Source organism: Chryseobacterium aahli (genome assembly GCF_022699665.1).
In the GTDB taxonomy this organism is placed as follows: domain Bacteria; phylum Bacteroidota; class Bacteroidia; order Flavobacteriales; family Weeksellaceae; genus Chryseobacterium; species Chryseobacterium aahli.
The window spans coordinates 208,010-234,655 of record NZ_JALDNB010000007.1; the positions used below are offsets into that span (position 1 = coordinate 208,010).

Below are 26,646 nucleotides of genomic sequence, written 5' to 3' on the forward strand. Positions count from 1 at the left end.
TTGCAATATGGCGCAGAAAGAAACTTTATCTTCTCTTACTCAAGGAAACTTTGCTAGAGAATTATCGATTGCAGATGGAAAAATGCCTCCCAATGCTGTAGATTTTGAACGTTTGGTTGTTGGTACTTTTTTAATTGATAAAAAAGGACTCGATCATTCTATTGATCTTTTGACTCCCGAAGTTTTTTACGACCCAAGACATTCGGTGATTTTTGAAGTGATTCTAAAACTATACGAAGGAAACCAACCCGTCGATTTGATGACCGTTATTCAGGAGTTAAAAAAAACGGACAGACTAGCTTCAGCGGGTGGAGATCATTATATTATTGAATTAACGATGGGTGTAAGTTCATCTGCCCATATAGAATATCATGTACGTGTAATTCTTGAAAAATATATTCTGAGAAGTTTAATTAATGTTTCTGCCAATGTTATTGATACTTCTTACAAAGAATCAACAGATGTTTTTGAGCTGTTAGATAAAGCCGAACAGTCATTTTTTGAAATTACCAACGGAACAATCAAAAAAGGTTTCGATACCGCAAATACATTAGTAAAACAAGCAATTGATACCATCAAATCTCTTAAAGATAAAGAAGGAATTTCAGGAGTTCCTTCCGGATTTACAGGAGTTGACAAAGAAACCGGTGGCTGGCAAAATTCAGATTTAATTATTATAGCGGCACGTCCGGCGATGGGGAAAACGGCATTTCTTCTTTCTATGGCAAGAAACATTGCTGTGGGGCACAAAATTCCAATGGCACTTTTCTCTCTCGAGATGGCATCTGTACAGTTGATCACCAGAATGATTGCTTCTGAAACAAAAATTTCATCAGAAAAATTAAGAAAAGGACAAATGAGCGATGAAGAATGGCAAAGACTATTCTCCAACGTATCAGAACTTGAAAATGCTCCTTTATATATTGATGAGACTCCTTCCCTATCCATTTTCGACTTCCGTGCAAAATGTCGAAGATTGGTAATGCAGCATGGCGTGAGAATCATCATGGTCGATTATCTTCAGCTGATGACTGCAAGCAGCGGAGGAAAAGGAGGCGGAAACCGTGAACAGGAAATTGCAATGATCTCTCGTTCATTAAAAGCAATTGCTAAAGAATTAAATGTTCCCGTAATTGCACTTTCTCAGCTGTCAAGAACCGTAGAAACCCGTCCGGGAAAAAGACCTCAGCTTTCAGATTTGAGGGAATCGGGAGCGATTGAGCAAGATGCTGATATTGTATCATTTATCTTCAGACCAGAATATTATAAAATTGCCGTTTGGGATAATGATGAAGAAGGACAAGAATCTTCAACAGAAAACCAAGCTGAGCTAATTATTGCAAAACACAGAAACGGTGCAACTGCCGATGTAAGACTTTCTTTTATGAAGCATTTTGCGAAGTTTGGTGATATTGGTGAAACAGATAGCAGTTATCCATCAGGAGGTTCACAATCTCATGAACCTAGTGGTTTTGAAAAGATAAAAACAACCATTCAGCCAGGTGCTGCATTTGATTTACCTGATAATTCTAAAGTTTCAGGCTCTTCAATGAATGACCTGGATGATGAAGATGATTTTCCTTTTTAATTTTTAAAATTAAGGTTGAAGCTTATTTAACCTTGAAATAATTTAATTTTTATTGAACTAAACCTCAAACTTAATCTCAACCTAAAAATTTTGAGAATAGAAATCTATACAGACGGCGCATGCAGTGGAAATCCCGGAAAAGGCGGATTCGGGATTGTCATGAAAGTTCCGGAAAAAAATTATCAAAAAACATTTTCAAAAGGGTTTCGCAAAACCACCAACAACAGAATGGAATTGCTGGCGGTAATTACCGCTTTAGAAAAACTAAAATCTACAGAAAACGACATTCACGTTTTTACAGACAGCAAATATGTGTCTGACGCAATTAATCAAAACTGGCTTGCAGGCTGGATTAAAAGAGGCTGGAAAAACGTAAAAAACCCCGATTTGTGGAAACGTTTTGCTGTGCTTTTCAACGAACATCATCCAAAGATGCATTGGGTAAAAGGCCATGCCGGTCATTTTGAAAATGAGCTGTGTGATAAGCTCGCCGTGGCTGCAGCAAGCTCAGCAAATCTTGAGATAGATACTTATTTTGAAAATTTAGAAAGTAATTCTTTATTTTAGTACAAATAAATTTTGAATCATTCTAATCTCAGATTAATTATTTCCATTATTTCCTTACAAATCATAAGATATTTTACCATATAGTCATACTTTTTTACAAAATTAACATTAAATACATATTTATTACTTGGGATTTAATATCTTTACACGTCTAATTATAAAATCCTAATAGATGAATAAAAATTTACTGTTTTATTTTACCATATTTCTACTTTGCATTTCCGGAAAATACCATTCCCAAACTTACCAGCTCGCAGGAACTCCTTTCACTACTGCTGGCTGGACGATGGTTGCTCCCACAGTGGCAAGCACAGATTTTATTCAGCTTACTCCAGACACAAACAACCAATCGGGATCCGTAAGACTGAATGATCCTATCAACTTGAAATTTTGTGATAAATGGAGAGTGGAATTTGATTTCAGAATGGATTCTAACCAAACTGCCAATGGTGATGGTCTTGCATTTTGGTATCTGGCAAACCCGCCGGTAGCAAGTGTATTGGGATCAGGGCTTGGGGTTTCGCAAAATGCTGTAGGTCTTATTGCCGGTTTTGACACCTACAACAATACAACTACAGCAGTAATGAGTAAAGTGCATGTTGCATACGGCCAAGTAGTCAACACAACCGACACCAACAACGTAGAATTTTTTAATGTAGCCGGAAGTTCTTTTCATTCTCCGGATATGAATACCACTTTACCTTTTCAGGGAGCTACATATAAACATGTTGAAGTAACAGCTCAAGTAGATCCTGCAATACCAACCAATTGGATCATACAGATAAAAATTGACGGCACTGTGATATGTAATCAATCTTTTGCTCCTTCAGGGGCTGCAGCTGCGATGACCGTTGGGTATTTTGGATTCTCGGCTTCTACGGGAGGAAACAGATCAAGACATTCTATTAAAAACGTAAAAATATACACAGATAAAGTAAGCATCTTACAGCCATCTGTCACACAATCTTATTGCCCTAATCCCTCAACAGGATTCGCAACAGTAAACCTTACATCATTTAACTCTCAGTTTGTTGCAACCCCTGCAAATTATACATTTTCGTATTCTGTAGGAGGAACACCAATTACCAATCCTACAGCTTATCAGTTTAATGCAAATACAACTGTGAGTGTTTTTGTAAAAGACAACTCGGGAGTATTGTGCGACAACCCAGATGGTCAAATTAATCTCACCCTGTCACCATTTACTGCCAATAACAGGACAATTTCAGAATGTAACAATAACAATGATACCACAGCTACATTTAATCTTACCACAGCAAACGTAAGTGGTGTACCCGGAATCGTTAAAAAATACTACAGAACACTAGCTGATCTGAACGCAGGAACAAATGAAATTACAAATCCTACTGCATTTATTTCGGGACCTACTATTATTTATGTAAAAGTAACAACACCACAAGGATGTACAGGTACAGCTCAAATCACGTTAAACTTTCTTCCGTTACCAATAGTGACAGACGCAGCGTTACAATCTTGTTCTATTCCAACAAATATTACAACAGGACTTTTTGATTTAACTTCAGCAAACGTTACAGCGGAAACAGGTATAACGAAAACATTTTACACATCTTTAGCGAATGCTTTAGCAGGAACAAATTCAATCGTAAATCCTATAGCCTATGTTTCTTCCAATTCAGAAGTATTTGTAAAAGTAACATCTACTGTCAGCAATTGTTTTATCATTAAAAAAATTACACTGAAAGTAATTCCACCTGTAAAGTCAACGGTTTTAAAAGACAAGATAATTTGTATTGACGACAGAACAAATCTAGATGCAGGACCCGGTTTTGACGAATACCTATGGAATACAGGCGCAACGACATCATCAATTCAAGGTGTACCTGTAGGAACATATTGGGTAAGATTGAAAACCGGAAGCTGCTACACTACTCAGATTGTAGATGTAAAAGCAGCATCAAACCCTGTTATTGCAAGTATAGATATCAGCAACAACACAATTACAGTAAATGCTACCGGAGGAACAGCTCCTTATCAATATTCTTTAAACGGAACAACTTGGCAAGATTCTAATGTTCTCAAAGGGCTGCCAAGAGGTGAAAATAAAATTTTCTTAAAAGACTCTTACAATTGTGAGCCAGTGCAAATACAAATTACAGTTCCGAATTTGCTCAATGCAATCACACCAAACGGAGATAACGTAAACGATGTTATTGATTATACAGCTTTAGCGTACAAGAAAAACTTAGTATTTATCGTGTATGACAGATACGGAAACAAAAAATACGAAGCAGACAAGCTGAGAAATTTCAAATGGGACGGAACTTCCGGCGGAAAGAAAATCCCTACAGGAACTTATTGGTACACCATCTCTTGGAACGAAAATGACGCAAATAACACACGCACTCAATACAACGGCTGGGTACTTGTAAAAAATAGAGAATAAACTTCTCAAATAAAAATCACTCCTAATGGGAGTGATTTTTCGTAATAGTAAAATTGAATAAAAAAAATGAGCTAAATTGTGTTTTTTGATGAAATTTATACAAAAACAAATCAATAACTCAAAATAACATAAACTTTTATTCTATTTTTAAATTTATTCACACATATAAATAAATTTTCATAATTATTTTATAAAAATAATTTATAATACATTACATAACCATAATCAATTTAATAAAATGAAGAAAACACTACTATTTTATCTTTCAATAATTCTTTTATTCTTCTTTCAAAACACATTTGCCCAAACTTATCAGCTCACAGGAAACCCTGTCGTTACAACAGGATGGGATATTGTTCCATCAGCAACTGCCCCTAATGATTTTGTACAGCTTACTGCAGATCAAACGGGTCAGTTTGGAGCCATCAAACTTTCAAACGCAATCAACTTAAAGTATTGCGATAAATGGAAAGTTGAATTCGACTTCAGAATCGACGGAAACGGAACAACAGCTTATGGAAGAGGTGATGGTTTGACATTTTGGTATCTTTCTAACCCACCAACAACATTTACAACCGGTGGAGGATTAGGAATTCCAGCAAACGCAAACGGATTGATGGTTGCTTTTGACATCTTCAACAATTCTACGGAAGGGCAAATGAGCAAAGTGCATCTTCTATATGGAACCAACAATACCCCAGCAGGAAATCCAAATATCGAGTACAATGTGGCCGCAGGAAGTACATTTCACTCTCCAGATTTGCAGGCCACACAGCCTTTTGTAGGGGCAAATTACAAACACGTTGAAGTAAACGGTCAGGTTGATCCGGCCAATATCAACAATTGGATTATTCAAATCAAAATAGATGGCATTGTAATTACAAACCAATCTTTTGCTCCTTCCGGAGGAGCCATCGGGATGACAACCGGGTACTTCGGATTTTCAGCAGGAACGGGAGCGGCGAGCGCAAGACATTCTATTAAAAATGCCAAAATTTTCATCGACAAAGTTCCTATTTTACAGAGTACAGTCACCCCTTTCGTCTGTACTAATCCTTCAACAGGAAATGGTTTCGTTGACTTAACTTCTTATGCATCACAGTTTGTCAATGTTCCCAGCAACTATATTATTACCTATTATGTTTTAGGAAGTTCTACACCTATTGCTACTCCTAATAACTTTCAATACACAGGAAACACCACAATATCTGTAGTCATCAAAGATCCGTCTTCCACACTATGCGATAATGGTGATGCAAGAATTATTTTAAATCCAAGTCCGTTCGAAGCCGTTGATGCATCTATGACAGAATGTAATAATAATGGCTCTGGCGTTGGTATATTTAATTTAAATAATGCAGCGGTAACCACACTAGCCGGGGTTACTAAACAATTTTATCCAACTTTAGCAGATTTGATTGCCGGAACAAATCAAATTATGAACTTTTCAGCATTTCCAGCAGCTCAGGGAACTACAATTCATGTAAAAGCAACTACTGCTCAAGGCTGTGTAGACAATGCAATAATAACACTAAACACTTCTCCATTAGTCGTTGTAAACGATGCTACACTGAGAAGTTGCTTTGACCCAAATAATCCTTCACTCGGAGTATTTAATTTACCAAATGCTCCTGTAACTACAGAACCAGGAACCACAAAAAAATATTACCCATCTTTAACGGATGCAGTAAATGGAACTAATGAAATTACCACACCCGCAACTTACACTGCTCCAAACGGAGTTGTATATGTAAAAGTAAGCAATGGAACCGGATGTTATTCAGTGGCAAAAGTAACCTTGGTTGTAATTCCACCAGTATATTCTACCGTTTTGGTTGATAAAGTAATCTGTATTGAAGATAAAACTACTTTAGACGCCGGATCAGGATTTAGCGGATACGAGTGGAGCACTGGCGCAACTACACAAATAATCTCAAATGTCGGTGTAGGAACTTACTGGGTAAAACTGAAAAGCGGTGATTGTATTGCTACACAAACGGTAAAAGTTTACGCTTCAGAGCAACCCGTCGTAACTTCTATTGACATTTCAAACACCACAATTACCGTAAACGTTGATGGCGGAACTCCTGCTTATCAATATTCTTTAGATAATGTGAACTGGCAAGATTACAACGTGTTTACAGGGATTTCCAGAGGTATGCATAAAATTTACGTAAGAGATGTTTATGACTGTGAGCCAATTGAAGTTAATATCACTGTACCAAATTTAATCAATGTAATCACTCCAAACGGTGACGGACAAAATGATTATATCGATTACTCAGCTTTAGCAGGAAAAATAGATTTGACATTCAATGTTTTCGACAGATATGGCTCTAAACTTCACCAGGGAGACAAAACCAACAGATACATTTGGGACGGAACTGCGAATGGCAGAAAAGTTCCTACAGGAAGCTATTGGTATTCTGTAACATGGAATGAGAACAACAAAAACAAAACCCCAATCAAATTCTCAGGTTGGATCATGGTAAAAAACAGAGACTAATTTTTTTTCATATTTTAATTATATTGCGATCACTCCCCTCAAAAGGAGTGATTTTTTATTTAGAAAATTTAAAAATAGAATTTTGGCACAAAACCGTCTTTATTCATATTCAATTCTTAAATTTGTCTTTATGAATTATTTGGAAGCTTTAAGCAGAAGATATTCTGTGAAAAAATTTAATCCCGAAATGATCATTCCGCAGGAAACACTTCTCAATATTCTTGAGGCAGGAAAACTGGCGGCAAGCTCTCAAGGTCTTCAGCCTTATAAAATATTCGTAGTTGAAAGTACAGAAATGAAGGAGAAACTGATACCTTCGTTTTATAATCCTTCACAAATTTCTACCTGTTCACACCTCATCGTTTTAGTTTCCAAAAAAGATATGGAAGAAACGTATCTTGACGGATATTTCAATCACATCTCTGAAGTGCGTGAACATCCTGTTGAAAATTTAAACCTGTTTAGAAAAAGCATCACAAGTCATTTCAGCAGACAAGAGCATGATGACATTCTGAACTGGGCAGAAAAACAAGCTTATATAGTGTTAGCTAACTTAATGTATGCTGCAGCGATAGAAAATATCGACACATGCCCGATGGAAGGTTTCAGACAAGAATTGATCGAAGAAATTTTAGATATCAATCCTGAAAAAGAAAAAGTGACTGTAACATTGGCACTTGGCTACCGATCGGAAGAAGATCAGTTTCAGCACATGAAAAAAGTAAGGAAACCAAACGAAAAATTGTTTAAATTTATTTAATTATTTAGACGATTGTCTTAAAGCAAGAATATGATAAAAGCGGATGTATTAGTGATTGGTTCCGGAATTTCGGGGCTTTCTTATGCCATAAAAGTTTCAGAACAGATTCCCGATGCCAAAATAATCATTGTAACAAAATCTGACGAAGACGAAAGCAATACAAAATACGCCCAAGGCGGTTTGGCTGTGGTTACAGATTCTAAAAACGATAATTTTGAAAAACATATCGAAGACACCATGCGTGCCGGAGACGGCGAAAATAAACGTAAAGTGGTAGAAATGGTCGTAAGAGAAGCACCTGCAAGATTTAACGAAATCGTTGAATGGGGAGCCAATTTTGACATGAAAAATGGAGAATTTGCTTTAGGAAGAGAAGGCGGCCACACTGAAAATAGAATCGTACACCATAAAGATATCACTGGTTTTGAGATCGAAAGAGCTTTATTGCAAACCGCGAAAAGCAGTCCGAATATTGAAATTCTTGATCACCACTACGTCATTGACATCATCACTCAGCACCACGTTCCGGGAAAAGAATTAAATGAAGGTGAAATTAATTGTTACGGTGCCTATATTTTAGATGAAAAATCTAAATCAATCAAAAAAATCACGTCAAAAATTACTTTAGTTGCCACTGGCGGCGCAGGTCACGTTTATAAAAACACCACAAACCCAGTAATTGCAACTGGAGACGGAATTGCTTTCGTTGCCCGCGCAAAAGGTAAAGTGACCAATATGCAATATTATCAGTTTCATCCAACCGCTTTGTACAGCAAACTTGACGGAATGTTATTTTTAATTTCCGAAGCAGTGCGTGGCGATGGCGCAAAGCTGAGAACCAAAAAAGGTCAAAAATTCATGCACAAATATGATGAGCGTGAAGAATTAGCATCCAGAGACATCGTTGCAAGAGCCATTGATGCAGAAATGAAAGTTACTGGAGACGAATTTGTTGGTCTTGACTGCAGAGATATGAACCAAGAGAAATTTCTGGAGCATTTCCCTAATATTTATAAAAAATGCAAGGACGAAGGAATTGATCCTTTTACACAATTAATTCCTGTAGTTCCGGCTTGTCATTATCTGATGGGCGGAATTGAAGTTGATAAAGACGGACAGTCTTCTCTTAATAATTTATTCGCCGTCGGAGAATGTACCAACTCAGGATTACACGGCGCTAACAGACTAGCATCCAATTCTTTATTGGAAGGTTTAGTATTCGGACATAATGCCGCAATGAAGACGATGGAATTATTGAATCAAAATAATTTTAATTTTGATGATTTAAAAGCAGTTCCGGAATGGAACGAAGAAGGCATGAAAATCATTGATGAAATGGTCATTGTCTCTTACCTCAGAAAGCAGCTTCAGGAAATGATGAGCGACCTGGTAGGAATTGTGCGAAGCAACAGACGTCTAAAAATGGCTCTCCAAAAACATCAGGAAATCGCAGCCGCTGTTGACGAAATTTACCACTACTCTATTTTATCACCTCAACTTTCAGAATTAAGAAATCTCACAACCGTTGCACATCTTATAATAACCCAGTCGATGGAAATGACACAAAATAAAGGTGCATTTTACAATAAAGATTTGGCGCAAGCATAATTGATTATTAAAGAAAAGAATGAAAAGACCAAACTACGCAACCGATAAAGTTTTAAAGCAATTCATCAAAAACGCTTTGGAAGAAGACATTCAGGATGGAGACCACTCTACTCTATCTACAATTCCTAAAGATTTAGAGCAGAGTGCAAAACTTTTAGTGAAAGAAAACTGTATTCTAGCCGGAGTCGAATTAGCTGAAATTATTTTTAAGCAATTTGATAAAAACTTAAAAATAGAAAAATTCATCAAAGATGGTGAAACTGCAAAAATTGGTGACGTAGCTTTTATCGTAACCGGAAGTGCAAGATCTATTTTATCAACAGAAAGATTAGTTTTAAACTGCATGCAGCGAATGAGCGGTATCGCAACACTTACTCAGGATTGGGATTCGAGATTAATAGGTTCAAAAACCAAGCTTTTAGACACCAGAAAGACTACTCCAAACTTCAGAGTTTGTGAAAAATGGGCAGTTGCTATCGGTGGCGGAACCAATCACAGATATGGTTTATATGATATGATCATGCTAAAAGACAATCATATTGATTATAATGGAAGCATCACCAACGCAGTAAAAATGGCGAAAGATTATGTAAAAAAGTCAAAGAAAAAACTTAAAATAGAAGTTGAAACTCGTAATCTTGAAGAAGTACAAGAAGCTGTCAATGCCAAAGTCGACAGAATCATGCTCGACAATATGGATGTTGCAACTATGAAAAAGGCAGTAAAATTAATCAACGGATCTTGTGAAAGTGAAGCATCAGGCGGAATCTCAAGAGATCAATTAAAAGAAATTGCTACTACAGGAGTAACCTTTATTTCTGCCGGAGCCCTTACGCATTCAGCTAAAAATATCGATTTAAGCCTAAAAGCTGCCATGTAAAACATTGCATTTTTAATAAAAACACAGCCACTTTGTTAAAAATTAAATAATATGATTTTTTCACGTTAAAATTCGGTTTTTATTTAAAATACTGTAAATCAAACTCTTAGCCATTATTAAGACTGATTAAAAATTAACATTAAGTTAATAATAGTTAAAATTATTTTACCGAATTTTGCATAAAATTTAATTCTAACTATTACTTACGATTATGAAATTAATCAACAAATCGATGCTAACTGTGATGATCTCACTTTCTACAGCTAGCGTTTATTATGCACAACAGACCCAAGACACTGTAAACACAAGGTCAAAGGACATTGAGCAAGTTGTACTGACGGGTGTTGCCGATCTTGCAAAAGACAGAAAAACTCCTGTTGCTGTTTCTACAATAAAAGAAGCACAAATTGTTGAAAGATTAGGAAATCAAGAATTTCCTGAAATTTTGAAATCCACACCATCAATCTATTCAGCTAAAGGCGGTGGAGGGTTTGGTGATGGTCGTATGAACATCCGTGGTTTTGACACAAATAATACTGCTGTAATGATTAATGGGGTTCCCGTTAACGGTATGGAAGACGGAGCTGTTTATTGGAGTAACTGGTTAGGTCTCTCAGACGTAACTTCAGCAATGCAGGTTCAGAGAGGTTTAGGTTCTTCAAAATTAGCAATTGCTTCTGTAGGAGGAACAGTAAATATCGTAACAAGAGCTGCTGACAAAAAAAGAGAAGGTAACGTAATGCTTGGTGTAGGTAACGACGGTTACTTAAAAACTTTATTCTCATACAATACCGGTAAATCAGCTAAAGGATGGTCTACATCATTCTTAATGGCTAGAACTGCCGGATCAACTTATATCGACGGTTCAGAATTCGAAGCGTACAACTACTATTTTGCTTTAGGTTATCAACCGAACGAAAAGCATGACTTCCAATTTACTTTTACAGGATCTCCTCAGAAACATATGCAGAACTTCCAAAGTTCAATTGCAAACTTCATTAAATATGGAAATGGGGTAGATGAGCCAAACAGAAGATATAACTCTAACTGGGGTTATCTGAATGACGAAGTAATGTCTCAGTCTATCAACTTCTACAGCAAGCCTGTAGCATCAGTTAACTGGGACTGGAAAATCTCTGAAAGATCAAAATTATCTTCAGTTCTTTACGGATCTTGGGGTAGAGGTGGTGGCACCGGAGTTATCGGAAGTATTGTTGGAAATCGTACTAGTGGAACAGGTTCAGCTACCAACTCAAAAGGAATAAATGATGCGCTTTTCAAAGATCAAAATGGTTTGATCCGTTTTGACGATCTTGTAGCATTTAACCAAGGTACAAAAACATTTAATTGGACAGCTAATGGTTCTAATTATACTGCTGTTAATGCAACTCCAGGAACTGCAACTAGAAATAATGGTTTAGTAAGAAGAGCAAGTATCAATTCGCATGACTGGTACGGATTGCTATCTAATTTCCAACATAAAATCAACGACAATTGGAATTTTTCAGCGGGAGTTGATTTAAGATATTATTATGGTTATCATCCAGGTGTATTGACTGACCTTTGGGGAAATAAAAAATATATCGAGACAGATAATATGAATATCCCGGGAGGGTATGATGTAACTTTAGTTCAAAATGCAGCTCCATCAGCAAATCCATTTGTAAAATCTGTAAAAGATAAAAATCAAATTGTTTACAGAAACTATGATGGTGAAGTACTTTGGGGTGGGCTTTTCGGACAACTTGAATATTCAAATGATAAAATCTCTGCGTTTATTCAAGGTTCAGTTTCAGAACAAGGTTATAAAAGAATTGACAACTGGCTTATTGACGGAGTTACCGTACAGCAAGGTCAAAAGGTAAATATAAAAACTGATACAAAATTCCTTTTAGGATTCAATGCAAAAGCTGGTATCAACTATAATATCAACGAGCAGCACAACGTATTTGCAAACGTAGGTTATTATGAGAAACAGCCTTTATTTAATTCTGTTTATAATTCTCCTTTAGCAGATGGCAGAGCAAATGGTAACCAGCAGATTGTAAATCCATTATTAACCAATGAGAAAATTGCTTCAGCAGAATTAGGATATGGTTTCAGAAGCGGAATTTTCAATGCCAATGTAAATGCATATTACACTTCTTGGAAAGACAGATATCAAAGGTTCACAGGACTTGTAGTTCCTATTAACCCAAGTTTACCTGCAACAGGAGCAAACTTATACAACAGACCTTACGCAAACTTAACAGGTATTCACGAAATCCACATGGGAATTGAATTTGAAGGTACAATAAAAGCTACAGATTATTTATCTTTCAACGCAATGTTTTCTATCGGAGATTGGAAATACAAAGGTAATGCTACAGGAACCCTTTATGATGAAAACGGAACGCCTATCTCATTGAATGGTAAAAATGAAGTAGAATTCGCATTAGATAATGTTAAAATTTCAGATGCTGCTCAAACTACTGCTGCTTTAGGATTTACCCTAAAACCAGTAAAAGATTTAAGCATATTTGCTAGTTGGAATTATTATGATAACTATTACGGATTAATCAACTTCAGTGATATCTACGTTCAGACTAACGGATCTACTAATAATAATGGTAAAAAAGGAGCTTTAGAATATCCTAGCTACAATTTGTTTGATTTAGGTCTATCTTACTCATTCAAAGTAGGTAACGGACAAAGATTAGTATTGACAGGTAATGTGTATAACTTATTTGACACTACATATATCTCTGACGGTAAAACATCTAACCACGTAAAAGATGTTGCGGATTTCAAAACATCTAGTAATACAGATGCGCAAGCACAAGCATTGTACAACACTTATATCAACAACCCTCAGAATTTCTACAAAGGACTTGATACAACCAACTCCGTTTACTTCGGTTTCGGTAGAACTTGGGCAGCGTCTGTTGCATTCAAATTCTAATAAATTAAAACTTATTAAATACCAAATCCCGGCTTTATAGCTGGGATTTTTTTATATTTGTACACTTAATAAATAGAAAAAATAGAAGTATGGATCTTTACAAAATTTTACTGAGCGCCCACAAAGGTTTTGCCTATCTGGAGCTAGCTTTAACTGCTTTATTTATCATCGCACTCTTAACAGTAATGTTCGGATATAGCGGTAAAGTAAATAAATTCCTAAAAAAAATAACGCTCTTTACCATGATTTTCTTCCATGTACAGTTCTTGATCGGTATCATCATGCTGATCATGAATTTCACAAAAGGTTTAGACATGGGATCAGTAATGAAAAATGCTGATTTAAGATTTCAATATGTAGAGCACCCATTTTCTATGTTGATCGCTGCGGTTTTGATGACCATCATCAACAAAAAAGTAAAATCTAATGATACCATTTCTTTAGGAATTGTAATTATGGGATTAATCGCAGTAGGTTTATTTGCATTTGCATTTCCATGGACAAGAGTCTTTGGAGCTTAATTATATATTAACTTAATAATTTTATTTATTCAATGAAAGTAGCTGTAGTAGGTTCAACAGGAATGGTTGGACAAGTGATGCTTAAAGTTCTCGAAGAGAGAAACTTCCCTGTAACAGAATTAATTCCGGTAGCTTCGGAAAGATCTATTGGTAAACAGGTGAAGTATAAACAGGTAGATTACACTATCGTAAGCATCGATGACGCTATAGCTGCCAAACCTGACATCGCAATTTTTTCTGCAGGTGGTTCAACTTCTTTAGAATACGCACCAAAATTTGCAGAAGCAGGAATTACAGTAATCGATAATTCTTCAGCATGGAGAATGGATCCCACTAAAAAATTAGTTGTTCCGGAAATCAATGCAGATGTTTTGACAAAAGAAGACAAGATTATTGCGAATCCGAACTGTTCTACCATTCAGTTGGTTATGGTTTTAGGTCCGTTGAATAAAAAATATGATTTAAAAAGAGTCATTGTTTCTACGTATCAGTCTGTAACAGGAACCGGTAAAGCAGCCGTTGATCAGTTGAATGCTGAAATCGCTGGTGATGATTCTGTTGCTAAAGTATATCCTTATCAGATCTTCAAAAATGCACTGCCACACTGCGATGTATTTTCAGATGATGATTACACAAAAGAAGAAATTAAATTAATGAAAGAGCCTAAAAAGATTTTAGGCGACGACACATTCAATTTAACCGCAACAGCAGTAAGAGTTCCAGTACAAGGAGGTCATTCTGAAAGCGTCAACATCGAATTTGAAAACGAATTTGAATTAGAAGAAGTAAGAAAAATCTTATCAGAAACTCCTGGAGTAATCGTAATGGATAACGTAAAAAACAACGAATATCCAATGCCACTCTACTCAGAAGGAAAAGACGAAGTTTTCGTAGGAAGAATCCGAAGAGATCTCTCACAGCCGAAAACACTCAACCTCTGGATTGTAGCAGACAATCTGCGAAAAGGCGCTGCAACCAACGCAGTACAGATTGCAGAATACTTAGTAGCAAACAACTTAGTATAACCTAACAAAAAAGAAAAGAGTCTCCAAAAGAGATTCTTTTTTTTATCGAAGAAAGAAGCTTTTAGGAATTGGCTTATTGCTTATAATTATAGTATACCGAAATTTTGTTTACCCCAACCCCTAAAGGGAGCAAAATTTCTTTGAAAAACTCTTCAAAATTACACCCTTTAGGGTCGGGGGCAATTAATTTTGAAGAGTTTTGAATAATATCCATAAGATAAAAAAAATGACAACAAAAAACACCAATCAAGATAAAATAGGTTTCCAAAGGTTAATAGCCGTTTTTGGGATCATTTTATTCGTCGGAAAAATCATCGCATGGAAACTTACAAATTCCGATGCCGTATTTTCTGATGCCATGGAAAGTATCGTCAATGTCATCAGCGCTTTTATGGGATTGTACTCCTTACATTTAGCCTCGAAACCCAAAGACGAAGACCATCCTTACGGTCATGGTAAAGTAGAATTTGTCACCGCCGGAATAGAAGGCGCATTGATCGCTATTGCCGGAATCATGATCATCTACGAAGGTATCAACAGCTTGGTGACTGGAAGAGTTTTAAAAGGGCTCGATTGGGGAATTGCCATCATTGCCGTTACCGCAATTATTAATTATTTATTAGGCTACATATCTATTAAAAAAGGTGAAAAACAAAATTCTCTTGTTCTTATCGCTTCCGGAAAACATTTACAATCCGACACATTTACCACTTTAGGCGTTGTGGTCAGTTTGATCATTGTTTACTTCACCAAAATATATTGGATTGATTCTATCGTTGCCTTGATTTTTGGTTTCTACATTATATTTGTAGGCTACAAAATCGTCCGCAAATCATTAAGCGGAATTATGGATGAGCAAAATCCAGAACTTCTCAACAGCATTATCGATCTATTAGAAAAAAACAGACATACAGAATGGATCGACATTCACAACATGAAAATCCAGCAATTTGGCGCCTCTCTCCACATCGATGCCCACATCACATTACCTTGGTATTACAGCCTTCGTGATGCTCATAACGAAATGGAAAAAGTCATTCTCCTTTTAGCCAAAAACACAAAAAGAACGGTTGAATTTAATTTCCACATGGATGACTGCAGACCGATTTCCTGCCCTGTTTGTCAGATTATGGACTGCCCTGTTCGCGAGCAGCCTTTTACCAAAAAAGTAAAATGGACTGCAGATAACGTGACCAGAGTAGAAAAGCACACTATTAACTAGTCACCTCAATACAAGTTACAGCATTTTTTAGGAGCCATTTCCGGCTCTCCGCTCATACTCCTCACACAGCCGCTTATCTATAGCTACTCCAATTTTGCCAAAGCTTGTGTGGGGTAACCGCTACGATCCGGGCTATCAGAACGTTTCCTCAATATAATTAGAGGACGGTTTACAATTTGAAAATCTTCGATGCAACGTTATTTAAACATCCTATAATTTAAACTTAGGAATTTAGTTTTTATAAACTTTGGTTGCTCCTTAGTAAAATCTGTTTTCTGTAGTAAAACAGCGGAACTATCAAAAGCAAGATCAAAGGTTGAATCACAAACCTTCTCATATAGAAAGAAAAAAGATACCCTACATCAAATCGGTCATAAATGCAGTACAGATATATCGGGAAAGTAATCGCAAAAACAATAGACATTAATAACGCTCCTTGTATCGTCCATTCTTTATTTTTAAACAAAAAATGAATGATTATACACGAGAAAAAAAGATTTAAAACAAATCTCAATACATGGCTGAGAATTAACTTCCCCCATTCAAATTCAGAGAAATTAATATTCTTATTTGCTGCGTGGAAATAATCCAGAAAAGGATCATAGAAAATCTGATCTTCCAGCATTCTCACACCAAAAAGCCCGCAAACTCCTAAGAAAACTAAAAACCAATTAAGAATTTTCATTTTTTAAAGCAAAAAATTTAATCCATATCAGCCAAAGAATCACTACACTTCCATAAATTATAGCTGGAAAAACATAATCATGAGCGATTTTATTATATTGTGAATAGTCACGGGTTACAATATTTAACCCTGCAATTCTTAAAATATTCATGATGTATAACGCCACGAGACCGGCAACAATAAAAACGAAAGTTTTAGTTCCTTTATAAAAAGCAAATACAAAAGCTACAAAAAGAATAATCACAGAAACCGCATTACATCCCTCTACCATTCTTGTTACCGTCTTATCTTTAACATAAAAATACATCTGCTCGTTAGGAACATCATCATACAGTCGAGAAGGGTAATTTAATGCATTCTGCACAAGTACAACATGATCAGCAATCAATCGGGAAAAAGGATCAAGACCTTGCGCTTTGAAGCTGTTCAGATAAAACTGATACCCAAAAAGCAACACCAAATAAATGATGATGAAGCGCAACAGAATCCCCAAAACAGGCTTAAAGTCCTTTAGCATAATGCAAAGATAAAAATTCGACTGTAAATTAGTATATTTGTTTCCATATTATGACTTCTGAAAACGCAAAAAGATTTTTTGAGAACCATTTTGGCGAAAAATCAACTGAATTTGTCACATTAGCTCAAAGCGGATCTGCAAGAGTCAATTTTCTGGCTCAAAATCAAACCGGAAAGTATATCATTACATACAACGAAAATATTCCCGAAAATGAAAGTTTTCTTTACTTTTCAGAAATATTTTCAGATTTAAATCTTAACACTCCGAAAATATTTACGGCATCTGATGACAAAAAAATGTACATCCAAGAATTCTTGGGAAGTCAAACTTTTTCAGACATCATTGCGAAAGAAGGTTTGTCAGAAAATGTAAAATCTTTGGTAAAGCAGGCTTTAGAAAAACTTTTTAATCTGCAAATTCTCACACAGAATACAATAGATTTCACCCAGACTTTTGAATACGAAAGTTATGATGAATTACCTGTGATGCACGATTTATACTATTTCAAAAATTTCATTGCTGATGTTATGGAGTTGGAATATCATAAGTCAACTTTATTAAAAGAATTTAAAAAACTCGTTAACCTCATCGAAAATCTTGAACCGAAAGGTTTAATGATTAGAGATTTTCAGGCAAGGAATATTATGGTGAATGACAAGAATGAAGTTTCATTTATCGATTATCAATCAGCGATGAAAGGTCCTTTAATGTACGATGTGATTTCATTTCTGTTTCAGGCGAAAGCCAATTTTCCTGAAGATTTAAAAAACGAAATGCTTGAATTTTACATCCAACAATTTGAAAATAAGAAAATTCAAATTCAACTAAGAAATTCGGTTAAACCTATTCAGTTGATGAGATTCTTACAAGTTTTGGGAGCTTACGGCTTCCGTGGTTTGATTCAAAAAAAGCAACATTTCATCGCCAGTATCGACAAAGGAATAGAAAATGTTACAGCATTTTCAAACAATTGGGAAGAAATAAAAAATTATCCTGAGTTAAAAAAAGTAATCGAACAGTTGAGTTTGGATAAAACTAAATTTAAAATTAAAGAAATATTGAACCATTAAGAGAATGAAAGTCTTAAGAATTATTAAGTAAAATCTAAAGATTTTTTAAGCAAGAACTTTTAAATTTGTTTAAAACAAATTTTACAAATGACGAAAAAACAGATCACTCAATTATCATATGAAATTACAGGATTAGCCATTAAAGTGCATAGAACATTAGGAGCCGGACTTTTAGAAAGCATCTACGAAAAGTGTTTAGTACATGAACTTATTAAAAATGGATATGAAGTAATACAACAAGTAAAAATTCCTATAAACTATGACGAAATTACAATCGATGCTGACTTGAAAATCGACTTGCTTGTAAATGATTGTATTATTGTAGAATTAAAAGCCATAGAACAATTACTTCCTATACATGAAGCTCAGTTACTGACGTACATGAAAATTTTAAAGAAACCACAAGGTTTATTGATTAATTTTTTCACTGATAACATCACAAAATCTTTAAAACCATTTGTTAATGAATATTTTAGATCATTACCAGACTAATCAGCATATCGCTTAATTTAGATTTATCTAATCCTTAAAATATCTTATAAACTAAAACATCTTAATGGTTCAAAAAATTTAAAGAAATTAAATGATTTAAATCAATCATCATTTATCAACCATCAATTATAAAAATTTAAATATGCTACACATAGACATCCACAGTTTTTCATACAAAAAAGGAGGCATTCCCAAAGACGATTCAGGTAACGGAGGTGGTTTTACTTTCGACTGTCGCGGGATTTTAAACCCCGGAAGAGTGGAAGAATATAAAATACAGACCGGAAACGACATCGGCGTTCAGGAATATCTTGAAACAAAAACAGACATGCCTAAATTTTTAGAGTTGATAAAAAGTATGGTTTCCATCAATATCGACAACTATTTGGGCAGAGGTTTTGAAAACTTACAAATCAACTTCGGATGCACTGGCGGACAACACAGATCGGTTTATTCTGCCATCAAAATTGCTCATTTTATTGAAGAAAAATATGGTCATCAGGTAGAAGTAAGTCTGCACCACGATGAACAGCACCAGCTAAATAATAAATGATGATTGATAATTTATAAATGATTATTTAAAAACTATTTATTTCTATCAATTATTATTCATCTATTATCAATAACAAAAATGAAGGCATTAATTTTTGCAGCAGGAAAAGGAACTCGACTGAAACCCTTTACAGATCATCATCCGAAAGCTTTGGCTAAAGTAAACGGCATTCCGCTTTTGGAAAGAAATATTACCTACCTAAAAGGTTTTGGCATTAATGATTTTGTGATTAATGTGCATCATTTTGGTGAGCAGATTGTAGATTTCCTGAAGAAAAATAATAATTTTAATTGTAAAATTGAAGTTTCAGATGAGTCTGAAGAACTTTTGGAAACTGGTGGTGGTTTGGTTTTTGCTAAAAAATTTCTTGATCATGGCGAAGATTTTATCATCATGAACGCTGATATTCTTACAGACATCAACATAAATAATTTAGTAGAATACCACAAGAAGATTAAAGATTTTGCTACTTTAGCAGTATCGGACAGAGAAAGTTCGCGTAAGTTATTATTCAACGACGATTTGGTTTTAAGGGGTTGGCTTAATGTGCAAACAGGCGAACAACGATTGGCAGAGTTTAACAAGGGATTTAAGCCTTACGCATTCAGTGGTGTGCACTGCATTAACCCTGTTATTTTTGATAAAATAAAACGAACAGGGAAATTTTCTGTGATGGAAGAATATCTGGATCTGATGCAGACCGAAAAAATTCATGGTTTTCTGCACGACAGTATTCTGATCGATGTAGGAAGACCGGCATCTGTGATAGAAGCCGAAAAATATTTTAAATAAAAGACAATGGGAATTGAAGGAAGCAGGGATGAAAGTTTACAAAATCCTGAATTAGATATCAACGAATCAATATTACACAATAGTTTCAGACAAAAAACATGGGACGAAATCGTAACCAAAGACAGCTGGATGGTTTTCAAAATCATGGCAGAATTTGTGGATGGTTATGAAAGAATGGCAAAAATTGGACCCTGTGTTTCAATTTTCGGATCAGCAAGATTGAAGCCTGACACGAAATATTACGAAATGGCGGTAGAAATTGCCGAGAAAATCACCAAAATAGGTTTTGGAATCATCACCGGTGGCGGTCCCGGGATAATGGAAGCCGGTAACAAAGGCGCTTTCAACGCACAGGGAAAATCTATAGGACTCAATATTGATTTACCCTTTGAACAGCATTTCAATCCTTACATCAACAAAATGTACTCGCTTAATTTCGATTATTTCTTCGTAAGAAAAGTGATGTTTGTAAAATATTCTCAGGGATTCATTGTGATGCCGGGAGGTTTTGGAACTTTGGATGAACTGACGGAGGCGATTACTTTAATCCAAACCAATAAAATCGGAAAGTTCCCTATCGTTTTGGTAGGATCAGAGTTTTGGGGAGGCTTGCTTGATTGGTTTAAAGATACTTTGCTAAAAGAAGGAATGATTTCGGCGGATGACCTTGAGCTATATCGTGTGGTAGATACAGCAGACGAAGCTGTGGAGCACATCAAATCTTTTTATGAAAAGTATGCGGTGAATGTTAACTTTTAATTGGCATTATATTTGAGCAAATTTTATTTACTAAGATGATTAACAATCAATAAATTAAGATGAAAAAATTTTTATACATATCAGGTATTCTATCACTATTTGCACTCATGAGTTTCATGGCGGCAGATTTCTTCTCATCAATGACGAAAGTCGATTATATTGATGGAAGCAAAACGCTGAAGTTTACAACAAAGATGAATACCAGTCATATTTCGGATGCTATCAAAATCAACCGCAGCACGGCAGGTTTTGAAGCCGAAGTGAAGAAATATGTAAACAACAATTTTGATGTTTATGTAAATGGATCTCCCAAAACCCTAACTTTCACAGGAAGTCAGGTAAGCGGAGAAACTGTATGGGTCTATTTTGAAACGAGCGGTGTTTCGGAGGTGAGCAATTTAAAGATTAAAAACACGATTCTTTTAAGTGCTTTCCCAAAACAAATTAACCTTGTGAATATTGCCTATAAAGGAGCTCAAAAAACCATGAATTTCCAACGAGGAAAAGAGGTGAATGAGGTTTCTTTTTAATAAGAATTTTTAGTTTAAACTATATGACCACTGCTTTTGCGGTGGTTTTTTTGTTTTTCAGACCTCATCATTCTGATTTAATTAAATTATTTTAAAATCAATTTACTTACTTCAATTATCTGAATTATATTTAAATCTGATTGTTCATCATCATTCAGTTTTCTTTATCTTAAAAACCACCCATTAGTTTTCATCATCAGAATTAGATATGATTGAAGTAATTAAAAACTCGAAACTTTAAAACAAAAAAAGGCGAACTAATTAATAGTCCGCCTTTAATTATCATATTAAGCTAATTATTGAGCTTTGATTTTAAAATCATCTATCTCCCACGTTGCCGCAGCAGAAGTTGTAGAGGTATACTTGAATGCTATTCTTACGTTTTTGCCTAAGAATGCACTTAAGTTTACATTTCCAGAACTTACCCAGTCTCCAAATGCTGCAGTATTGGTATCTAAAGTTGCAGGTAACTGTACCCAAGTAGTAGTTGATGGGTTTCCTGTATAATTTTCAGTGGCATAAACCTGTAAAGCATTACCTGCGTAACGAACATCTGTTGTAAAGTTGACTGTAGCAGCAGTTTTACCAACCAAACTAACAGCCTTTGAAATCAACCAATCTTCGTTTGCAGGATTTCCTAATGGAGCACTCATCACTGCATAGTAATTAGTTCCATTACCTTGGTTAGAAGTATTCCAAACTTGAGCTCCGGTTACGCTCACGGTTGTCCAGTCTGAGCTGAAACCACCTGCTGCAAATCCATCATTGTAGATAGTTGGCATTGGAGTATAAATACTTCCGTCACATCTTGGATTATCTAAATCTACATTTGAAAGTTTAGTAATCCAAAGCTGATAAGTTCCGTTAAAATAACTAGCAATAGCATAAACATCACCTTTACCTCCTTCTACTTCTATAATACCCGGTTTTAAAGGCGTAGTATTTGTTCCGAAATCTGCTTGTCCGCTTGTTCTCAATGTAATTTTGTTACCAGAACAGTCTTCTAAAGTTCTGTTTGATGTCGATGTACCGTCGGAATAAGTCTTCCCTAAATCTGCATTGATAAACTGCAAATCTTTAATTTTAATCCATCTTCCTACATCGGCAGTTGTAAGCTGAGAGATGGTTCTTTCGGTAGGAACTACGGCTCTTGAAGGAGTATTGGTATCAAAGAAATATTTATAAATATTTACTTCTTCAATTTGTCCAAACTGGGTATTGTTACTGAACAATGCACCCAATTGAATTTCTCCGCTTACATTTCTTACATAGAGGTCTTTAAGCTTAATGTAAACATCTTTACCTAATCTGAAACGATTATCTAAGAATAAATCTAATTTGTTTAAATTAACCCTTAATCCTCCTGAAGCATCTTCTACGTAAATGTATTTATATAAATTTCCTGTCTCATCATTAGCAACGACTTGCGCTTTAACATAAAAGTCACCAGTGATTTGAGTCCAGTTTCCTCCTGTATACATTTGTTTGACTTCTGCAATAGTTTTTAGAGTCAACCCATTTGCGCTAAATTCACATGGATTTGAAGTGATTCCATCTAAACGAGGGAATTTAGTCATCTTAAGGTCAGTAACCTTATTGATATACATTTGGTAAGTAGAATTAAATTTACTGTAAATACCTACAAACTCTCCGTTTCCTGACGGTAAAATCTGGTTTGCAAATGATGCATAACCACTGTTTCTTACTACTCTGGTAGTGGTTGTACTCGCATCTCTAATCACTCGATCAATCGTAACTCCGTTTGGAGCATAATTTGTACACAATACTCTACTGTCAAATTCTGCATTTTCCATTTTGATCAGACATCCGATATACTTGTCATTTGTAGCAATCATCTGTGCAGAAGTCATTATTTTAGGAATAATGTTCTCTCTGATAGAGCATGATCTGAAAATTTTTGAAGGAACCAATTTTTCAGGAATTCTTAAAACAGATGTTGTGCTTGCCGGATCTTTAACTCCCAATTGCACCACTCCACCATAAGTTCCTAAAGCAAGACCAGCAAGTTTGATATATACTTTAGAACCCTGAGGATATTGTGTATATGTACTTACCATGTCTACACTGATTACGAAACCTTGCGTAGGATTTTCAGCTTTATCCTGAATGTAAATTGTCTTATAAATATTCCCTGTTTCATCTGTTGAAGAAACATAACCTTCTACGATATCATTAGAATCATCAGGAAAAGCATATACCGTATTTACATACTTTGCTCTTAGATCAGTCAATGTCATTGTCTTGGTAAGATCAGCACACTGAAAGTTAGCAAGATCTGGCTCGTCATATTTATCATCGTGTACACATCCTGTAATAAACAGCGTAGCACAGACAATGAAAATATATTTTAAAATTGAATTATATTTTTTCATAGTAGTAAAGTTTAGAATCTTAGATAAACATTTGTGAAGAAAGTAGTACCTCTGTCATACCAAAGTTTTGGCCCAAAGTATGGTGTTGCTCTCTGAGCGTCTAGAAGCGCTTCATTGAAATTCACATTTCTACCCTGCTCAAATCCGCCAGTAACGTAGTTTCTGTTATTCAGGATATTATTTACCGAAACACTGATTCCCATTCTGTATTTGCCTAAAAGGAAAGATTTACCAGCATTGGCATTCAACATGAACTGATCATCAAATTTTTTCTGTGCAGTAATCTGCTGAATAAGTTCCGGCGTAACTCCCGGGTAAGGATCATTAGTCAATGGATCCGTGTACATGTAAGGTGTTTTATTTAAAGCTGAAAGATCAAGATATTGATCCATTAAATAATTCGCAGAAGCACCTACCCACCAATATTTAGGTGAATTGTATTTTAAACCGAAAGAAAATGCTTTTTGCGGAGTTCCTGCAACTTTATAATCTTTGATATTTGCTTTGCCCCAAGTATCTTTTGAACCTCTAAACCCGTTAAGATCATCAAAGGTTGATACTTCAGGATTGTTTGTGTATTTATATTCTCCTACACTTGCTACACCAACCGCATTTAAAGTAGGCGTTATTTTTACATCAAAACCTAATTCTGCACCAATGTATCTTTTGTTTACACCACTCATCGCTTCATTCACTAATGTACTGAATGAATTTCCTAAACTTCCGTCATTTACATCTGCATAATATCTTGAAATCTCAGTTGCATTACTGATTGTAGTGTAATATCCTGACAATCTTAATTTCAGAATCTGCCCTCTCATGATATAACTTAAATCATTTGAGTTGATGATCTGATTTTTAACTCCCGGCGTTAAATAATCAACGGCTCTAGGATTGATGTAAATTTCATTAAGAGTCGGCGCTAAGCTGAAAAAAGCTCCGTTGTAAACGATAAAGTTTTTACCATTGATCTTATAGGTAACCTTTCCTTTTATACCGGCATCTACAGCATCATAGATACTGCTTTTCCCTTTAGAATTATCTTTAAATCTCAAAAGACCGCTTCTGTAATCTCCGTCTCTTTGTGATTCTGAATATGAACTAAAAATGGACGCAACGATGTTAAATTTATTAAAATCAACTTCAGATGAGATATTTAATGAGTACTGATCTCTTAATAATTCATAAGAATATTGAGTTCTGTCTCCTACTTTTACCTCAGAACTAGCATCATCTGTATTATATTTCACATCATTATTAAATGCATTGAGATTATATGCAAAATTAGCTCCTAATAAATCTTTAACTCTTCTAAAGTTATCTGATCTTAAATTCTGATAATTAAAATTAATATTCAATTTCCAATTATCTGTCATTCTGGTATCAAAGTGAGAAGCAAAATTGAAAGTTTTATCTCTGTTTACATCTTCCACAACTGTATAAACCGCTCCTCTTGGAGAACCATCCATATTGGTAAGGTTTAGGCGGTTGGCATTATACAAAGCATTCCAATTGATTTGCGATTGAGCTCTGAACTCGTCGGCATTTAAAATTCCGAAACCAGGTAATTTTCTGTAGTAGGTAGGATTGGGATCTGAAGCATGGAACCAGTCTAATCTGCTTCGTGCATCGCTACCAATTTGGTAAGAAACCGTATTAACCCAGTTTGAGCTTTTTCCTATTTTTAAATAATCGGTAAGCATAAACATAGGTTCAAAAACCTTTCTTATTCTTGAATTTCTCTCTTCACCATCCTGCATTCCCCAATATGAGTTATAATTTTTACCCATAATGTCATAAACTTCCTGTGTATTTGGAGAGTTCGATGCTCTGTATGTTGGTGATCCGAAACCTGTAAAGTTGATTGAATGTCTTTCACTAAATTTCTTCTCTACCGCCGCAAAATAAGCATAAGCATCCTGATAAACTCCGTCAATCACTGCATTGTCTCCCCATCTTCGGCTTCCTGATACTGTAAACGCCCAACCACTTTTGCTTAACCCTGTAGAATAAGTCGCCATCGCTCTGTGAAGGTAACTTCTATTGGTAAATGAATATGCTAAAGAAGTCTGTTTTCTGTAATTAGAAGCTCTTGTATTGTAATACACAACTCCTCCTAAATTACCAAAGGCATATTCTGAGGGTGTAATATTATCTACATTTTCCTGAGGATATCTCGTAACATCGTTTAGACCTCCCCAGTTACTGAAATCTATTCTTCCGTCATCATTTTTAGACATCGAAACACCATTAAACATAACGTCTTCAAATCTATTATCTACCCCTCTTGGTCTGAACCAATATGCACCCAATTCAAAAGCAGATACATTCTGAAAGGCATCTCTTCCTGAGCTCAAAAGCCCTACTGTAGGCTGCATTGCAGAACCTCCATCTTCGGTATCATTAGCCGAATCGTCAATTACAACAACACCTGCATCTGTTGCCTGGCTGTTGTTAAGAACAATTACACCTAAGTCTTTTCTCTTCTCATCAGCAGAAATATCAAATTCCAAAATTTTTGACTCAAAATTTGGTTTTGTGATAGTGATAAGATAATGTCCTGGCTTTAAATCTACAAACTGGAAGTAACCTATTTTGTCTGCAGTTACATCATCAACAGAATTGTCAAGATCTACTTCGGCTCTCTCTACAGGCTTACCATCCTGACCCTTAACGTATGCATATGCAGTAGTTTGCGCATAGTAATACGATGCCGGAAGTAATGTAAACAAAGAGATTAGGGATAGTTTTTTAATCATAATAAACTTTTTTTTAACACCTACTTTATTTAAGGGGCAACAAATTTAGGATT

Annotated in this window: 21 protein-coding genes; 17 read left to right on the forward strand and 4 right to left on the reverse strand. The window is 35.4% G+C overall.

Going from position 1 to position 26,646, the window contains the following annotated elements; translation table 11 throughout:
- Nucleotides 1-7 precede the first annotated feature (7 nt).
- From dnaB to MQX03_RS12660, 11 genes are all read left to right on the forward strand, one after another.
- Nucleotides 8-1,588 (forward strand): replicative DNA helicase, encoded by a 1,581-nt coding sequence (gene dnaB / locus MQX03_RS12610; RefSeq protein ID WP_129535227.1) that lies wholly within the window; start codon nt 8-10, stop codon nt 1,586-1,588.
- 90 nt (nt 1,589-1,678) lie between these two features.
- Nucleotides 1,679-2,155, forward strand: coding sequence for a ribonuclease HI (rnhA, locus tag MQX03_RS12615; RefSeq protein ID WP_242803502.1), 477 nt, complete (start codon nt 1,679-1,681; stop codon nt 2,153-2,155).
- Nucleotides 2,156-2,327: 172 nt separating this feature from the next.
- Entirely contained in the window at nt 2,328-4,580 is a 2,253-nt protein-coding gene (locus tag MQX03_RS12620; protein ID WP_242803503.1) for a T9SS type B sorting domain-containing protein, read from the forward strand.
- 238 nt (nt 4,581-4,818) lie between these two features.
- Nucleotides 4,819-7,086 (forward strand): T9SS type B sorting domain-containing protein, encoded by a 2,268-nt coding sequence (locus MQX03_RS12625; protein WP_242803504.1) that lies wholly within the window; start codon nt 4,819-4,821, stop codon nt 7,084-7,086.
- 130 nt (nt 7,087-7,216) lie between these two features.
- Nucleotides 7,217-7,846 (forward strand): NAD(P)H-dependent oxidoreductase, encoded by a 630-nt coding sequence (locus MQX03_RS12630; protein ID WP_129535231.1) that lies wholly within the window; start codon nt 7,217-7,219, stop codon nt 7,844-7,846.
- A 30-nt stretch (nt 7,847-7,876) separates the two neighbouring features.
- On the forward strand, nt 7,877-9,454 hold the full coding sequence (gene nadB, locus MQX03_RS12635; protein WP_242803506.1) for an L-aspartate oxidase: 1,578 nt from the start codon (nt 7,877-7,879) through the stop codon (nt 9,452-9,454).
- A gap of 19 nt (nt 9,455-9,473) precedes the next feature.
- Nucleotides 9,474-10,334, forward strand: a complete 861-nt coding sequence (gene nadC, locus MQX03_RS12640) for a carboxylating nicotinate-nucleotide diphosphorylase (protein WP_242803508.1) — start codon at nt 9,474-9,476, stop codon at nt 10,332-10,334.
- 211 nt (nt 10,335-10,545) lie between these two features.
- A complete protein-coding gene (locus tag MQX03_RS12645) occupies nt 10,546-13,275 on the forward strand; it encodes a TonB-dependent receptor (protein WP_242803509.1) in 2,730 nt (909 codons plus the stop codon).
- A gap of 89 nt (nt 13,276-13,364) precedes the next feature.
- Nucleotides 13,365-13,796, forward strand: coding sequence for a hypothetical protein (locus MQX03_RS12650; RefSeq protein ID WP_242803510.1), 432 nt, complete (start codon nt 13,365-13,367; stop codon nt 13,794-13,796).
- Between the two features lie 32 nt (nt 13,797-13,828).
- The gene (locus MQX03_RS12655) at nt 13,829-14,821 is read left to right on the forward strand and encodes an aspartate-semialdehyde dehydrogenase (RefSeq protein WP_242803511.1); all 993 of its coding nucleotides are present in this window, start codon (nt 13,829-13,831) and stop codon (nt 14,819-14,821) included.
- 226 nt (nt 14,822-15,047) lie between these two features.
- Nucleotides 15,048-16,043, forward strand: a complete 996-nt coding sequence (locus MQX03_RS12660) for a cation diffusion facilitator family transporter (RefSeq protein WP_242803512.1) — start codon at nt 15,048-15,050, stop codon at nt 16,041-16,043.
- Between the two features lie 238 nt (nt 16,044-16,281).
- Here the strand turns inward: MQX03_RS12660 and MQX03_RS12665 are convergent, their stop codons facing one another.
- Nucleotides 16,282-16,728, reverse strand: a complete 447-nt coding sequence (locus MQX03_RS12665; protein WP_242803513.1) for an exosortase F system-associated membrane protein — start codon at nt 16,726-16,728, stop codon at nt 16,282-16,284.
- Complete coding sequence (gene xrtF / locus MQX03_RS12670) at nt 16,715-17,245, reverse strand: exosortase family protein XrtF (protein WP_242803515.1); 531 nt, start codon at nt 17,243-17,245, stop codon at nt 16,715-16,717. The genes MQX03_RS12665 and xrtF overlap by 14 nt, the downstream gene beginning before the upstream one ends.
- Before the next feature lie 50 nt (nt 17,246-17,295).
- On the opposite strand from xrtF, the gene MQX03_RS12675 reads away from it, so the two are divergent.
- The 6 genes from MQX03_RS12675 to MQX03_RS12700 all read left to right on the forward strand — a co-directional run bounded on the left by MQX03_RS12675 (nt 17,296) and on the right by MQX03_RS12700 (nt 21,441).
- A complete protein-coding gene (locus MQX03_RS12675) occupies nt 17,296-18,315 on the forward strand; it encodes an aminoglycoside phosphotransferase family protein (protein WP_242803517.1) in 1,020 nt (339 codons plus the stop codon).
- 87 nt (nt 18,316-18,402) lie between these two features.
- A complete protein-coding gene (locus tag MQX03_RS12680) occupies nt 18,403-18,807 on the forward strand; it encodes a GxxExxY protein (protein ID WP_242803519.1) in 405 nt (134 codons plus the stop codon).
- Nucleotides 18,808-18,949: 142 nt separating this feature from the next.
- Nucleotides 18,950-19,360, forward strand: coding sequence for a RapZ C-terminal domain-containing protein (locus MQX03_RS12685; RefSeq protein WP_242803520.1), 411 nt, complete (start codon nt 18,950-18,952; stop codon nt 19,358-19,360).
- A gap of 78 nt (nt 19,361-19,438) precedes the next feature.
- The gene (locus tag MQX03_RS12690) at nt 19,439-20,152 is read left to right on the forward strand and encodes a nucleotidyltransferase family protein (RefSeq protein ID WP_129535242.1); all 714 of its coding nucleotides are present in this window, start codon (nt 19,439-19,441) and stop codon (nt 20,150-20,152) included.
- Nucleotides 20,153-20,158: 6 nt separating this feature from the next.
- Entirely contained in the window at nt 20,159-20,911 is a 753-nt protein-coding gene (locus MQX03_RS12695) for an LOG family protein (RefSeq protein ID WP_242803521.1), read from the forward strand.
- Between the two features lie 59 nt (nt 20,912-20,970).
- Nucleotides 20,971-21,441: a DUF6702 family protein gene (locus MQX03_RS12700; protein ID WP_242803522.1), complete on the forward strand. Its 471-nt coding sequence runs from the start codon at nt 20,971-20,973 to the stop codon at nt 21,439-21,441.
- 296 nt (nt 21,442-21,737) lie between these two features.
- On the opposite strand, the gene MQX03_RS12705 is transcribed toward MQX03_RS12700, so the two are convergent.
- Entirely contained in the window at nt 21,738-23,834 is a 2,097-nt protein-coding gene (locus MQX03_RS12705) for a DUF5689 domain-containing protein (protein ID WP_242803523.1), read from the reverse strand.
- 11 nt (nt 23,835-23,845) lie between these two features.
- Nucleotides 23,846-26,593 carry a carboxypeptidase-like regulatory domain-containing protein gene (locus MQX03_RS12710; protein WP_242803524.1) on the reverse strand — a complete coding sequence of 916 codons (2,748 nt, stop codon included), beginning with the start codon at nt 26,591-26,593 and terminating at the stop codon, nt 23,846-23,848.
- Nucleotides 26,594-26,646 lie beyond the last annotated feature (53 nt).

Coding starts and splice junctions, on each gene's coding strand:
- MQX03_RS12660 (WP_242803512.1), top strand. CDS start 15,048: ATGACAACAAAAAACACCAATCAAGATAAAATAGGTTTCCAAAGGTTA.
- MQX03_RS12705 (WP_242803523.1), bottom strand. CDS start 23,834: ATGAAAAAATATAATTCAATTTTAAAATATATTTTCATTGTCTGTGCT.
- MQX03_RS12655 (WP_242803511.1), top strand. CDS start 13,829: ATGAAAGTAGCTGTAGTAGGTTCAACAGGAATGGTTGGACAAGTGATG.
- MQX03_RS12630 (WP_129535231.1), top strand. CDS start 7,217: ATGAATTATTTGGAAGCTTTAAGCAGAAGATATTCTGTGAAAAAATTT.
- MQX03_RS12625 (WP_242803504.1), top strand. CDS start 4,819: ATGAAGAAAACACTACTATTTTATCTTTCAATAATTCTTTTATTCTTC.
- MQX03_RS12645 (WP_242803509.1), top strand. CDS start 10,546: ATGAAATTAATCAACAAATCGATGCTAACTGTGATGATCTCACTTTCT.
- MQX03_RS12695 (WP_242803521.1), top strand. CDS start 20,159: ATGGGAATTGAAGGAAGCAGGGATGAAAGTTTACAAAATCCTGAATTA.
- MQX03_RS12650 (WP_242803510.1), top strand. CDS start 13,365: ATGGATCTTTACAAAATTTTACTGAGCGCCCACAAAGGTTTTGCCTAT.
- dnaB (WP_129535227.1), top strand. CDS start 8: ATGGCGCAGAAAGAAACTTTATCTTCTCTTACTCAAGGAAACTTTGCT.
- nadC (WP_242803508.1), top strand. CDS start 9,474: ATGAAAAGACCAAACTACGCAACCGATAAAGTTTTAAAGCAATTCATC.
- MQX03_RS12680 (WP_242803519.1), top strand. CDS start 18,403: ATGACGAAAAAACAGATCACTCAATTATCATATGAAATTACAGGATTA.
- MQX03_RS12675 (WP_242803517.1), top strand. CDS start 17,296: ATGACTTCTGAAAACGCAAAAAGATTTTTTGAGAACCATTTTGGCGAA.
- MQX03_RS12700 (WP_242803522.1), top strand. CDS start 20,971: ATGAAAAAATTTTTATACATATCAGGTATTCTATCACTATTTGCACTC.
- MQX03_RS12710 (WP_242803524.1), bottom strand. CDS start 26,593: ATGATTAAAAAACTATCCCTAATCTCTTTGTTTACATTACTTCCGGCA.
- nadB (WP_242803506.1), top strand. CDS start 7,877: ATGATAAAAGCGGATGTATTAGTGATTGGTTCCGGAATTTCGGGGCTT.
- MQX03_RS12665 (WP_242803513.1), bottom strand. CDS start 16,728: ATGAAAATTCTTAATTGGTTTTTAGTTTTCTTAGGAGTTTGCGGGCTT.
- MQX03_RS12690 (WP_129535242.1), top strand. CDS start 19,439: ATGAAGGCATTAATTTTTGCAGCAGGAAAAGGAACTCGACTGAAACCC.
- MQX03_RS12685 (WP_242803520.1), top strand. CDS start 18,950: ATGCTACACATAGACATCCACAGTTTTTCATACAAAAAAGGAGGCATT.
- MQX03_RS12620 (WP_242803503.1), top strand. CDS start 2,328: ATGAATAAAAATTTACTGTTTTATTTTACCATATTTCTACTTTGCATT.
- xrtF (WP_242803515.1), bottom strand. CDS start 17,245: ATGCTAAAGGACTTTAAGCCTGTTTTGGGGATTCTGTTGCGCTTCATC.